Genomic DNA, 12609 nt, shown 5'->3' with positions numbered 1-12609 from the left:
GGACATGTCCCCTGCTGGGCCGGGCCGGTGGACATGATGGCACTGTGTCCACTCGTTGCGCGCAGGAATGGGCATGTCCCGCGGGCGTGGAGGCCAGGAATGGGCATGTCCCGCGGGCGTGGAGGCCAGGAATGGGCATGTCCCGCGGGCGTAGGGGCCGGGAATGGGCATGTCCCACTGCGGAAGCGCTCAGGCTTAAACGCCGAAGGCCGGCGCCGTTTTCACGGGCCGGCCTTCGGGGTGCTGCCAATCAGGCTTAGCGGGAGCGCTGGCGCAGGCGCTGCATGTCGAGGATGACGACGGCGCGGGCCTCCAGGCGCAGCCAGCCGCGCTGCACGAATTCGGCGAGGGCCTTGTTGACGGTTTCACGGGATGCTCCGACCAGCTGGGCCAGTTCTTCCTGCGTGAGCTCGTGCGCTACCAGAACGCCGTCGGTCGCGGGACGGCCGAAGCGGTCCGCCAGGTCCAGGAGCGCCTTGGCTACACGGCCCGGAACGTCGGAGAAGACCAGGTCGGACAGGGAATCGTTGGTGCGGCGCAGGCGGCGGGCCAGGGCCTGCAGCAGCTGCGCCGAGACCTCCGGGCGGGTGCGCAGCAGGGCGTTGAGGCTCTCATTCTTCAGCCCGGCCAGGCGTGTTTCCGAGACGGCCGTTGCCGTGGCGGTACGCGGGCTCGGATCGAACAGCGCCATTTCGCCGAAGAGCTCGCCCGGGCCGAGGATGGCGAGCAGCGACTCCCGGCCGTCCGGGGACGTGCGTCCGAGCTTGACCTTGCCGGAGACGATGAAGTAGAGCTGGTCGCCCTGGTCGCCTTCCCGGAATACCGAGGCTCCGCGTGAGAGGTCCACCTCGGTGAGTTCGTCCGTCAGCAGACGGAACGCCTCGTCGTCGAGCGTGGCGAAAAGGGGTGCGCGGCGCAATACCTCGATATCCATGAAATCTCCTGACTAAAAACTGTGTCGGCTGGGGCGCTTCAGCCATTGTTTCAGAATTTTGGCGCATCTGTGACGTACTTGGCACCGAAACGCGCCAAACGTCGTGCCAGGGGAGAGTGTGGCCTGGCTCCGGGCTCCGCCCCCGCGCGGCAAACTGTCAGCTGGCGCCGGTAGAATTGGGGCTTACCTGCCTATAAGGAGCATTGGTGTTCGGCTTGACCATCTTGGACCTCGTGTTGATCGTGACGCTGCTGTCCTACCTGTTCCACGGCCTCCGCAACGGCTTCCTGGTCACCGTCGGCGGCCTCGCAGGGTTCGCCGCAGGCGCCGTGGCAGCCTTTGTGTCCGTCCCCATCGTCAGCGGTCTGGTGGAGGACAGCGGCTGGCGCCTCACGGCGATCATTGCTACCGCCGTGCTGCTCATGGTCCTGGGGCACGGTCTGGGCACCGCAATCGGCCACCGGATCCGCAGCGTCGTCCGGATCCAACCGCTCCGGTCCATAGACCGGCTGGCCGGCGGCGGCGTCAACGTGGTGGTCTCAGCCCTGGTTATGTCGATGCTGGCCTTCAGCATCGGGGCGCTCGGCGTCCCCTTCGTCTCCCAGCCGCTCGCCGAGTCCAAGGTGATCCGCTTCATTGACGGAGCGACCCCCGTTCCGCTGAAGACCTCCATGGCCCAGCTGCGGTCCGCCGTGATCGGCAACGGCATTCCGACACTGTTCGAGGGAATCGGGCAGGGCCAGCCGGTGGTGGTCCCGGACGCCAGCACCGACACCCCCGCCCTGAACCAGGCCGCGGCGTCGGTCCTGAAGATCGCGGGAACCGCCTACCAGTGCGGTCAGAACCAGACCGGAACCGGTTTCGTGGTGTCGCCGGGCCGGGTCGTCACGAACGCCCATGTGGTCGCCGGCGTGCCGGAACCGGTGGTGGAGATTCCCGGCGGCGGCGCGCTGCCCGGGCGCGTGGTGTACTTCGACGCCACACACGACCTCGCGGTTGTTGCCGTGGACGGTTTGCGCTCCGCCCCGCTGCCGCTCGGATCCGACCTGCCAACCGGCAGCCCGGCAGCGTTCTCCGGCTACCCCCATGGCGGCCCGTTCCAGTCAAAGCCGGCCACGGTGCAGGACATCACGACGGTGCTCGTCCCGGACATCTACGGCAACAACCCCGCGCCGGCGGATGTGTACCGGATCGCCGGGGACGTCCAGCCGGGGAACTCGGGTGGCCCGCTGCTCACCACCGACGGCCAGGTCGCGGGAGTGATCTTCGCGAAGGCCACGGGCGAATCCTCGCTGGGCTATGCCATCACGATGGCGGATCTGGGACCGGTGGCTGCCCGGGCCCCGGGCCTCGGCAACGCTGTCTCCCCGGGCGAGTGCATCCAGAAGTAACAGTGCATCCAGAAGTAACAGCGATTCCACAGCTAACGGAGGACGCGGCCGAAGCCCGTGGGGTGCCGGTCAGAGCCACTCCAGGCTCTGGCCGTGCGGCCCGGCGATCGCCGCGGGCTTCCCGTTGTGCAGCAGCAGGAACCGTCCGCGGAGCCGGGACTCGTCCATTTCGGGGACCACGCTGGAGCCATCAGCCTGGATGATCACCGTGTGCCCCTCGTTGGAGAGCCAGTGGCAGCCGCGCTCGATGGCCAGCCGTGCCATGGTGGCCCGGAACCGGTCCCGCGCCGCCGCGTCCAGGTAAGCCATGACCGCGCTGTGGTAGACCACCAGGGTGGCGTCCGACGGCGCCCGCGCCGCCAGGGCGGGCAGTTGCTCATTGAGGTCCCCGGCCACGAGCAGGGGCGGATCCGTCTGGGCAATCGCGATCGCCCGGCGCAGCCGCTCGCGGCGGAAGTCCTGCTCGGGCCAGATCAGCGCCTCCAGCCAGGCGACATCGTCGGGGTTCCGGACGTTGAGGGGGTTGAGGTCGATGCCCGCACGCCACACCACCTGCGGGAGCTCCGCCGGCAGCGGCACCGGGCCGGTGACGGCGCAGCCCAGGACCGGGTAACTGCCGGCCGCGGCACCGGCCGGGGCCAGCCGCGTGACCACGGGACCGGCGTCGTACGCGTAACCGTAGTGGTCCGGAAACAGGGCCAGCCCGGCCGAGGCCCCGACCTCGATGAGCGCCAGCGGGCGCCCGCCGGCGCTGGCGATCTGCGCCAGGGACGGCAACAGGGTGGCGCAGCGTCCGGCCTCGTTGGTCTGCGTGGCGCGGGTGAGCACGATCCGCGAGAGGTCCTGCCAGTGCTCGTCCAGAAAGGCCCGGAAGTCCGGGTAGGGGCTGATCCGTGCGCCCAGGAAGCGGGCGGCGGCGAGCATCAGCAGGGGCTGGCGCTTGTTGTACGGCCACTCGTCGATCCGCCGGAGCAGCTCCGGGTCCCCGGCGATGCCCACCGACCATTCGGCGTAGCAGTCGGAGTTGCCGGGCGCGTCCACAGTGCCGAAGTGCCGGTACCACTGCGCCGTCGCAGACTCCTTACCGGCAGACTCCACACGGCCGGATTCGAGGCGGCGCGGTTCCCCTGGGACCGGTTTCCCGCGGCCCGGTTCCCCTGGGACCGGTTCCCCGCGGGCGGGATCAACGGGGGACATGCTCAGTCCCGGCTGGCCTGCAGCCCGGCAAGGTACTCGACGGCGAACCGGTAGCCCAGGATCCCTGCGCCGGCGATCACGGCCTTGCTGATGTCCGAGAGGTACGAGTGGTGCCGGAACGCCTCACGGGCGTGGACATTCGTGATGTGGACCTCGACGGCGGGAAGCTGCACCGCGGAGATGGCGTCCCGGATGGCCACCGAGGTGTGCGTGTACGCGCCGGCGTTGATGACAATGCCGACGGCCTTTCCACGCGCGGCGTGGATGGCGTCCACGAGGGCACCCTCATGGTTGGACTGGAAGCACTCGACGTCGAGACCGTGCGCCGCGCCGGTGTCCTGGGCGAGTTGTTCGACGTCGGCCAGGGTGGCCGTGCCGTATTTCTCGGGTTCGCGGGTGCCGAGCAGGTTCAGGTTGGGTCCGTTGAGGACCAGGATGGTGCCGCGGCCGGCGCCGGCGGGGGTGGCTTCGCTCATGCCTGCCAATGTATCGCGTTGCGTTGCGGCTGACGCCCCGGCGGCGGAAAACGGCACGCAGATGACGGCCCGTTCAGCGGCCCGCAGGCTCTGGCCCACACCGGCCCGCCTGCCTAAACTGGAAGGACCATCGTGCGGAGCTCCCGTACTGGCCAGCCCGCGCGGACAGCCCGATCCCGGAGCAAATCATGCGCAACATTCAGGCAGGAAAATCAATCCGAAGGGTCGCCGTGGGCATCCTCGCCGTTGCGGCGTTCCTTGTGCCGGCGCCCCTGGCCGCCGCCGACCGAGCGGACCGGGATGACCGGGCCTCGGTGATCCGACTCCCGGGCGCCACCGGCGCTGAAGGCATCGCGGCAGGGGAGGGCAACACTTTTTTCGCCGGAGACCTGCTCAACGGGAACATCTTCCGGGGGGATATCGACAGAGGCACGGCAAAACTTTTCATCACGGCGCCGGAGGGCCGGGCAGCCGTCGGCATGAAGGTTGACGAGGATAACGACCTGCTCTTCGTCGCCGGCGGCGGCACCGGCCAGGCCTATGTCTATGATCTGGACACGAAGAAAACCGTGAAAGTCTACGATCTGGCGCCGGCCGGTGCCAGCTTCATCAACGACGTCACCCTGACCCACGACGGCGCGTGGTTCACCAACTCCCGCGCCGGTGAGCTCTACCGGATCCCGATCAGCCGCGACGGTGAACCCGGCGACGCCCGGACCCTGGCCCTCGACGCACCCGCCGGCACCGTGGACGAGGGGTTCAACCTCAACGGCATCGCCGCCGCCAAAGATGGCCACCGGCTGATCGTCGCGCACACGGGCCGCGGGGCCCTGTACAGCGTGGACCCGGACGACGGATCGAACAGGTTGATCGACTTCACGGACACCTCCGGGGCCCCGGTCACCCTGGCGAACGTGGACGGCCTCGTAATCCGTGACAACACCCTCTGGGCCGTGCAGAACTTCCTCAACCAGGTCAGCCGGATCGACCTGGGCAGGTCGCTGCGCAGCGGAGAAGTGCAGGAAGTCATTACCAGCAGGAACTTCGACGTCCCGACGACGGCGGCGCTGTTCGGCAGTACTCTCGCCCTGGTCAACGCCAAATTCGCCACCCCCGCAGCCACCAGCTTCGAGGTGGTCCTCGTCGCAGCCTGTTCCGGCGGCTGAGATCCCGGGCTAAGCGGCGGCGGCACGAGTCCCTAGCGTGTCGCGAGCCGCTCGATCCGGCGCAACGCCAGGGCGCACACCGGCAGGTAGGCGGGTGCCCACCACGGGACCGTGAAGGTGACGAGGCAGCCGCCGTCCTGCGCAATGACGCGGTGGCCGGTGGCCGGAATCCCCGCCACAGACCAGGCCCAGTACCGTCCGGGCTCAAACGCCGTCACGGTGTACGGCAGCGCCGCGCCCACGACAGTGCGGACCTTCCCGCGGCTTCCGAGCGCCAGCCCTCCGGCTGTGGCTGGCCCGGCGTCGGTGATTGATGGCCCCCAGTCCGGCCACTTTCCGGTATCGGTGAGCAGAGCCCAGACGTCCTCCGTGGGAGCGGCGACCCGGCGTGACACGGAGAAAGTCACCGGGGCCGTCCGAGGATTGCCAGTGCGGCACGGTGGCCGCTGACGAGCGCACCGTTAATGGACGCCGTCTCCCGGTGGTCCCCGCAGATGACCAGCCCGGACGGGCCCTCCATCGGTTGCTGGGACCGAAGCGGCGGCGGCTGCAGGGGCAGGGCCTGGGGGACCTCGTGCCGCGCCACCAGCTCCCAGCCGGCCGTGGAGGAGCTGAACAGTTCCGCTGCGTGGCGGAGGACGTCGTCGTCGGTCGGAACCGGGCGGCCCGGGCCCAACAGCGCGGACGTCTGGATCAGGTGCCGCCCGGCGGGGGCGTAGCTCGGTGCCGCGTTGGAAATGACAGCCGCGTTGACCAGCGGCCCGCCCGTGTGCGCGCGGCCGTCAACATAGAGCATGTCCGCCCCGCTGGGCGCCGCGTCGGCAGCGAACCAGTGCGTCAGCACCCCCTTCATGGCCGGCGCGGTGCCGCCGGCCAGCCTGGCGGAGGTGACCGGATCCGCGGCGAGGACAACGTGGCGGGCCCGGAGCCTGGAACCGGCGGATGCGACCAGGGCCGCGTCGCCGTCCGGAGTGATCGACTCCACCCGGGTCGAGGTACGGACCGGGCTGGTGAGGGCGTCCGCCAGCTGCCGGGGGAGGGCCTGCATGCCGTCGCGCGGCAACCCGGGCACCCCGGTCGCAAAGACGCGCACCAACTGCAGTGCGAATTCGTTGGAGGTGCTGCCGTCGTCTTCCAGCAGGACGCCGGCGAGGAACTGGTCCACTGCCCTGCGGAGTTCGCCGGAGCATGCGGCCCGGTCCAGGGCCTCCCGCAGCGGCAGGTCGCCGCGGGGATGCCGCCGGCGACTGGCAAACGCCGGGGCGGCCCAGCGCAGCAGCCCCGCGACGGAGCGGGGGTTCAGCAGTCCGCTGCGCAGGGTCTGCAGGATCAGGCCGGGCTCGCGCACGGGGTGGGCGAGCACCGCGAGGGTGTCCTGCCGGCGGACCCGGAGGCCGGCGCCGAAAGCCTGCAGCGCCAGGGCCTCGACGTCGACCCACCGGCGGACCGCAGGGTAGGCGGGATTGAGCACCTGAAACCCGCGGTCCACCAGGAAGCCGTCGATCCGGTCGGTCCGTATCCTGCCTCCGACGTCGTCGGAGGCCTCCCACACCTGCACCTCGCGCCCGGCAGCCTGCAGCTCCCGGGCGCACTGCAACCCGGCCAGGCCGGCGCCGACCACCAGCACGTCACACGCATCCGTCATCGCCGCAACGTTCCGCCCTGGGCCGCCCGGACCGGGTGCTTGCTCACTTTCTCAGCGAGTGCGCGATCTGGGCCATGACGGTGTTGTCGGCCAGGGTGGTGGCGTCGCCCACTTCGCGTCCTTCGGCGACGTCCTTGAGCAGGCGGCGCATGATCTTGCCCGAGCGTGTCTTGGGCAGTTCGGGCACCACCAGGATGGTCTTGGGCTTGGCGATCGGCCCGATCTCCTTGCTGACGTGGTTCCGGAGTTCCTGCACGATCGCGTCCCCGGTGTCCACGGCGTCGCCGCGCAGGATCACGAAGGCGACGACCGACTGGCCAGTGGTCTCGTCCGCGGCGCCCACGACGGCGGCCTCCGCCACCGCAGGGTGGCTGACCAGCGCCGATTCGATCTCGGCGGTGGAGAGCCGGTGGCCGGAAATGTTCATCACGTCATCGACCCGGCCGAGCAGCCAGATGTCCCCGTCCTCGTCCTTCTTGGCGCCGTCGCCGGCGAAGTACATGGTCTCGAAGCGGGACCAGTAGGTTTCCTTGAAGCGCTCCGGGTCGCCCCAGATGCCGCGCAGCATGGCCGGCCACGGCTCGCGGATCACGAGGTAGCCGCCGGAGCCGTTGGGCACGGACTCGCCGAGTTCGTCCACGACGTCCACGGCGATGCCGGGCAGCGGGACCTGGGCGGAGCCGGGCTTGGTGGCCGTCACGCCGGGCAGCGGGGCGATCATCTGCGCCCCGGTTTCGGTCTGCCACCAGGTGTCCACGATCGGCGCCGGGTTTTCCTTGCGCTCACCGTTCTTGCCGGCGTTGCCGCCGATGACCTCGCGGTACCACATCCACGCTTCGGGGTTGATGGGTTCACCGACGGAGCCCAGGACGCGGATCGAGGAGAGGTCCGACTTGGCCGGGATCTCCTTGCCCCATTTCATGAACGTCCGGATGGCGGTGGGGGCGGTGTAGAGGATGGAGACCTTGTACTTCTCCACGATCTCCCACCAGCGGCCCTGGTGCGGGGAGTCCGGGGTGCCTTCGTAGATCACCTGGGTGGCGCCGTTGATGAGCGGGGCGTAGGCGACGTAGGAGTGCCCGGTGATCCAGCCGACGTCGGCCGTGCACCAGTAGACGTCCGTTTCCGGCTTGAGGTCGAAGACGGCCTTGTGCGTGTAGGCGCCCTGGGCGATGTAGCCGCCGGTGGTGTGCAGGATGCCCTTGGGTTTGCCGGTGGTGCCGGAGGTGTAGAGGATGAAAAGCGGGTGCTCGGAATCATGCCCGACGGCGGTGTGCTCGGCGGAGGCGGTCCCGACCGTGTCGGCCCACCAGTGGTCGCGGCCCTCGTGCCAGTCGACGTCCTGGCCGTTGCGCTTGACGACGACGACGTTCTGCACGGTGTGGCCGCTGCCATCCCCCTCGTGGGCGAGCGCCTCGTCGACGGCGGGCTTGAGCGCGCTGGGCTTGCCGCGCCGGTAGGTGCCGTCCGCGGTGACGACGAGCTTGGCTTCGGCGTCGTCGATCCGGGAGCGGAGTGCCTCGGCGGAGAAGCCGCCGAAGACCACCGAGTGGATGGCGCCGATCCGGGCGCAGGCCAGGAGCGTGATCACGGCCTCGGGGATCATCGGCAGGTACACGGCCACCCGGTCGCCCTTGGCGACGCCGAGCGACTCGAAGGCGTTGGCGGCCTTCTTCACCTCTTCGGTGAGCTGGGCGTAGGTATAGGTGCGGGTATCGCCGGGTTCGCCCTCGAAGTAGATGGCGACGCGGTCCCCGTGGCCGGCCTCGACGTGGCGGTCCAGCGCGTTGTAGGCGGCGTTGATCTCGCCCCCGACGAACCACTTGGCGAAGGGCGGCGTGGACCAGTCCAGGGCCTGGCTGAAGTCCTTGGACCAGGTCAGCAGCTCGCGGGCCTGCTTCGCCCAGAAGGCGGGCCGGTCGGCGTCGGCCTCGGCATAATCCGCGGCGGTGACCACCGCGTTGGCGGCGAACTCGGGGGAGGGGGCGAACTTGCGGTTTTCCTGCGACAGGTTTTCAAAGGCATCGCCTTGGCGGGCCTGCGTCGTCGTGGAGCCGGGGGTCTGCTGGGACATGGTGAACCTCATCATTCATCGATCCGTGCTACGCGGTACCCCGTTCCGCCGCAGCGCCGGGCCGCTTGCGCGTCGTCGGGCATCGGCTGGTCACGGACGTACCGCAAAGAGCTGTTCCGAAATACACACTAACGCCTGCGGCGGCCCCAACGTGTGCCGCGTCACACAGCGAACCGTGAGCGGTGTTTGTTAAGCGACGAATGGCGGCGGGGCGGCCTGCGGCGGCTCTGCTGCGGCCCGATTCCGTGCCGCCGTCCCCGGCTTGTCAGCTAGTGATCGGCGGGCCACTTGACTAGGCTGAGATGGAATTGTGACATCCGATGGAGGCGCCGGGACCGCTCGCGGTCCCGGCTTGGCCTGCCGTTAGACGGTGCTGTCCAGAGTGCCGCCATGCTAAGGAGAACCGAATGAACGACCAAACAAACGGGCAGCTCAAGCCGCCCGCCCAAAGCCAGGGCAACGGTGGCGCGGACCGGTCCGGCGGCTTCGGGGAAGCACCCCGTTTCACGGTGGACAAGGCGGACAAGGCAAGCGGGAAGACGGCCGGCAAGAAGAACGAGGCGGTCCTCGGACCGTTCACCATCCGTGATCTAACTGTTTTCGGTTCCACGCTGATCCTCTTTGTCGCATCGCTGATCCCAATGTTTGCCGTCCGCTACAACCTGTGGAACCTGGGCAGTCTCTTCTTCCTGGGCCTCGGGATCCTCCTGCCGGTGATTGTTGCCGCCCTGTTCGTGGCACGTCGCCTCAGCCCCGGAACGAAGATCCGGATCGGCTCCCTGTCGGTGGACCAGTTCGGCTCCGTTGTGGCGTCCTTCGCCGTCGCGTTCTTCTTCCTCGCCGTCGCGGGCGCCTACGTCCCCAGTATGCTGCTGGCCCTCGTTGGTGCCCTCGGGCTCCTTGCGGCCACCGTGCTGGGCCGCCTGATCCCCTTCTTCGCCGGAGATTTCCTGGACCGCGCAGAAGTGCCCGCCCACGTCGTGGCCCGCGAGTCGGCGGTCCCTGTCCGCAAGCCGCGCGCCCCCAAGGAGCCAAAAGAAGCCAAGGACGGGACCGCGCCGAAGGCCGCCGGTACCAGCGCCGTCGCCGGTTGGGCGAAACGGATGACCGCGGGCGGACAGTCCGGTGCCGCAGGGACAGGCGCCGCCTCGGGTGCTCCCGGCGCAGCTGCAGTGTCGGGCGCCGCTGCAGGCGCAGCATCCGGCGCCGCAACGGGCTCATCCGCGGTCCGCCCCGCAGCTGCGACGCCCGCCGCGGGCCAGGAGGCACCGGCCCGGGCCGCCGCGCCCACGCCCGTCGTCAGCTCCCCGGAAACCCAGGTCGCGGGTATCGTGCCCGCCGCGACCGCATCGAAGGCGCCGTCCCCGGCGGAACAGGGCCAGGCCGGCGCCGTCGTGCCCCCGGGCGCCACCGCCCCTGCAGGCGAGCACCCCAGGGATGCCCGGGCCGCTTCGGCGGCGGAGGAAACCCGGGCCGCCGAGGCTTCCGCCCCGTCAGGCACCAGTGCCCCCACCACGGTGAACCCGCAGGTCCGCCAGCAGGAGCCAATCGGTGCCACCGTCGACCCGGAACACCGCCACGAGGACCATCACGCCCCGATCGTCCACGAGGCATTCTGGTTCGCCGTCGCCCAGCCCCGCACCGCCGTGGATGAGCACAGCGGCACGGCGGCCTTCGTGATCGAACCCGGCGGCTGGGTGCTCGCACTGGAGGACCGGGGCCACGAATTCCTGGTCCAGCACACGGACGGCCGTGTAGGCGTGCTCCGCGACCTCAGCAACATCGAACGCGGTTAGTCAGCCCCGGTGGCCGGCGAGTCCAGCACGTCAGTCCCCGGCAGCGCCGTGGCCAACCCCGCAAGCGCGGGCACCAAGGGCGCGGGCACCAAGGGCGCCGGCACCAAAAGTGCCGGCGCGCGGGCTGCGCGGGCCGCGGGGGAGTCCCTGCTGGGGTTGAAGCGGCGCGCACGCCGGATCAACAAGGCGCTGGCGGAACAGTATCCTTACGCCCACGCGGAACTCGACTTCCGCAGCCCGTTTGAGCTGGTGGTGGCCACGGTGCTGTCGGCCCAGACCACGGATGTGACGGTCAACCAGATCACGCCCCTGCTGTTCGCCCGGTACCCGGACGCGCGGAGCCTGGCCGAGGCGGACCCTGCGGAGCTGGAGGCCATCATCAAGCCGACCGGGTTCTTCCGCGCCAAGTCCAGGAACCTGATGGCGCTGTGCAACCGGCTCGCGGATGAGTACGACGGCGAGGTGCCGGGCCGGCTGGCGGATCTGGTGACGCTGCCCGGCGTGGGGCGGAAAACCGCGAACGTGGTGCTCGGCAACGCCTTCGGCGTCCCCGGGATCACGGTGGACACCCACTTCGCCCGGCTCGCCCGGCGCTTCGGCTGGTCCGAGTCCGATGACCCGGTGCGGATCGAGTCGGACGTTGCGGAACTGTTCGAGCCCCGGGACTGGACCATGCTCTCGCACCGGGTGGTGTTCCACGGCCGGCGGGTGTGCCATTCCCGCAAGCCGGCTTGCGGTGCGTGCGCTGTCGCGAACTGGTGCCCGAGCTACGGGATGGGGGAGACGGACCCGGACAAGGCCAGGAAGCTGCTGAAGTACGAGCTGGCCCCGGGGCAGGAGGAGCTGCTGTCCAAGCTCCTTGCAGAAACGCACCGGGCCGCGGAAATCCGGATGGAATCGCAAGGGAAGCCGCTGTGACGGCCCGCCAGGACCTCATTGACCTGCTGGCTGCGGTGGAGGCCGGCACGGCGCCGTCCCCCGATCCGCGCTGGCGGGAGATCCCTGTCGAGTCCGGGGGGCGGATCCGCCGGGCGGCCGTGCTGATGCTTTTCGGCTCCCTCGATGATGTCCCGGCCACCTCGGTCAAGCTCCTCGCCCCGGCCGACCTGGATGTCCTGCTGCTGCAGCGTGCCCATACCCTGGATGACCATCCGGGCCAGGTCGCGTTCCCCGGCGGCGGCATCGACCCGGGCGAATCCGTCATCGGCGCCGCCCTGCGGGAAGCGGAAGAGGAAACCGGGCTGGATCCGGCCGGCGTCGAGGTCCTCGGTGTCATGCCGGAACTGGCACTTCCCCGCGGAAACTTCCTGGTGACCCCGGTGCTGGGCTGGTGGGCGTCCCAGTCGCCCGTGCGGGTAGTGGACTACGGCGAGTCCGCCCAGGTGTTCCGCGTTCCGGTCCGGGATCTGCTGGACCCGGACAACCGGGTGATGGCCACCGTGACCCGGGCAAACCAGACGTTCCTGAGCCCTGCGTTTACCGTCAATGACGTCGTGGTCTGGGGCTTCACCGGGATGATCCTCAGCCAGCTCTTCGACCAGCTGGGATGGGCGGTCCCTTGGGACCGCGAGAGCCTGCTCAGCGTGGACACCTGGAGCAGGCTCGACGGCTGAGGCCGGGACCATCGGGGAGTCAGTCCGGCACCGGGCCTTGTGCCGTTCTCTTGGGGTCGGACCCGCCGCGGGCCTGGGACTTGTCGACGATCAGCCCCGTGGCGGCGTTCTCCCGCACGGCGTTGATGCCTGCGGCCGCGCCCTTGATCGTGCTGAACAGTGGTGAAACGGCGACCACCGTGCCGTCGGACGCAGTCAGCTTGAAGAAGTACTTCTTCCCGCCGGCCTCGGCGATCTCAAAAATGCCAGCCAAAATGTGTTGCCTTCCCAAAACTTTGCGTCGTTGCAAGGCCGGCGGATGTCGGATCGATAACCGG

The 12609-nt window shown here is 69.6% G+C and carries 12 protein-coding genes; 5 read left to right on the top strand and 7 right to left on the bottom strand.

Annotation, left to right across the window (positions count from 1 at the left end):
- Positions 1-256 precede the first annotated feature (256 nt).
- Entirely contained in the window at positions 257-934 is a 678-nt protein-coding gene (locus tag ABIB29_RS12235; RefSeq protein WP_011693220.1) for a Crp/Fnr family transcriptional regulator, read from the bottom strand.
- Between the two features lie 206 nt (positions 935-1140).
- On the opposite strand from ABIB29_RS12235, the gene ABIB29_RS12230 reads away from it, so the two are divergent.
- The gene (locus ABIB29_RS12230) at positions 1141-2325 is read left to right on the top strand and encodes a MarP family serine protease (RefSeq protein WP_354173073.1); all 1185 of its coding nucleotides are present in this window, start codon (positions 1141-1143) and stop codon (positions 2323-2325) included.
- A gap of 69 nt (positions 2326-2394) precedes the next feature.
- Here the strand turns inward: ABIB29_RS12230 and ABIB29_RS12225 are convergent, their stop codons facing one another.
- Positions 2395-3423 carry a DUF2332 domain-containing protein gene (locus tag ABIB29_RS12225; RefSeq protein WP_354173072.1) on the bottom strand — a complete coding sequence of 343 codons (1029 nt, stop codon included), beginning with the start codon at positions 3421-3423 and terminating at the stop codon, positions 2395-2397.
- A gap of 101 nt (positions 3424-3524) precedes the next feature.
- Positions 3525-3998 (bottom strand): type II 3-dehydroquinate dehydratase, encoded by a 474-nt coding sequence (gene aroQ / locus ABIB29_RS12220; protein ID WP_354173071.1) that lies wholly within the window; start codon positions 3996-3998, stop codon positions 3525-3527.
- 188 nt (positions 3999-4186) lie between these two features.
- Between aroQ and ABIB29_RS12215 the strand changes: the two genes are divergently transcribed.
- The gene (locus tag ABIB29_RS12215) at positions 4187-5164 is read left to right on the top strand and encodes an SMP-30/gluconolactonase/LRE family protein (protein ID WP_354173070.1); all 978 of its coding nucleotides are present in this window, start codon (positions 4187-4189) and stop codon (positions 5162-5164) included.
- Between the two features lie 32 nt (positions 5165-5196).
- On the opposite strand, the gene ABIB29_RS12210 is transcribed toward ABIB29_RS12215, so the two are convergent.
- From ABIB29_RS12210 to acs, 3 genes are read right to left on the bottom strand one after another with little or no spacing between them, the layout of a single operon-like run.
- Positions 5197-5571, bottom strand: a complete 375-nt coding sequence (locus ABIB29_RS12210) for an SRPBCC family protein (protein WP_354173069.1) — start codon at positions 5569-5571, stop codon at positions 5197-5199.
- Complete coding sequence (locus tag ABIB29_RS12205) at positions 5568-6809, bottom strand: flavin monoamine oxidase family protein (RefSeq protein ID WP_354173068.1); 1242 nt, start codon at positions 6807-6809, stop codon at positions 5568-5570. The genes ABIB29_RS12210 and ABIB29_RS12205 overlap by 4 nt, the downstream gene beginning before the upstream one ends.
- Before the next feature lie 43 nt (positions 6810-6852).
- Complete coding sequence (acs, locus tag ABIB29_RS12200; protein WP_354173067.1) at positions 6853-8883, bottom strand: acetate--CoA ligase; 2031 nt, start codon at positions 8881-8883, stop codon at positions 6853-6855.
- Between the two features lie 407 nt (positions 8884-9290).
- Between acs and ABIB29_RS12195 the strand changes: the two genes are divergently transcribed.
- From ABIB29_RS12195 to ABIB29_RS12185, 3 genes are all read left to right on the top strand, one after another.
- On the top strand, positions 9291-10679 hold the full coding sequence (locus ABIB29_RS12195; protein ID WP_354173066.1) for a hypothetical protein: 1389 nt from the start codon (positions 9291-9293) through the stop codon (positions 10677-10679).
- Between the two features lie 147 nt (positions 10680-10826).
- A complete protein-coding gene (nth, locus tag ABIB29_RS12190) occupies positions 10827-11597 on the top strand; it encodes an endonuclease III (RefSeq protein ID WP_354173174.1) in 771 nt (256 codons plus the stop codon).
- Positions 11594-12292, top strand: coding sequence for an NUDIX hydrolase (locus ABIB29_RS12185; protein WP_354173065.1), 699 nt, complete (start codon positions 11594-11596; stop codon positions 12290-12292). The genes nth and ABIB29_RS12185 overlap by 4 nt, the downstream gene beginning before the upstream one ends.
- 19 nt (positions 12293-12311) lie before the next feature.
- Here ABIB29_RS12185 and ABIB29_RS12180 read toward each other — a convergent pair whose 3' ends face one another.
- Positions 12312-12545 (bottom strand): YegP family protein, encoded by a 234-nt coding sequence (locus ABIB29_RS12180; protein WP_354173064.1) that lies wholly within the window; start codon positions 12543-12545, stop codon positions 12312-12314.
- Between the last annotated feature and the right edge of the window lie 64 nt (positions 12546-12609).

The sequence above is a fragment of the Arthrobacter sp. UYEF36 genome (genome assembly GCF_040547025.1).
In the GTDB taxonomy this organism is placed as follows: domain Bacteria; phylum Actinomycetota; class Actinomycetes; order Actinomycetales; family Micrococcaceae; genus Arthrobacter.
Note: the sequence above shows the minus strand (reverse complement) of the source record. Positions and strands in the feature narration are given on the sequence as shown.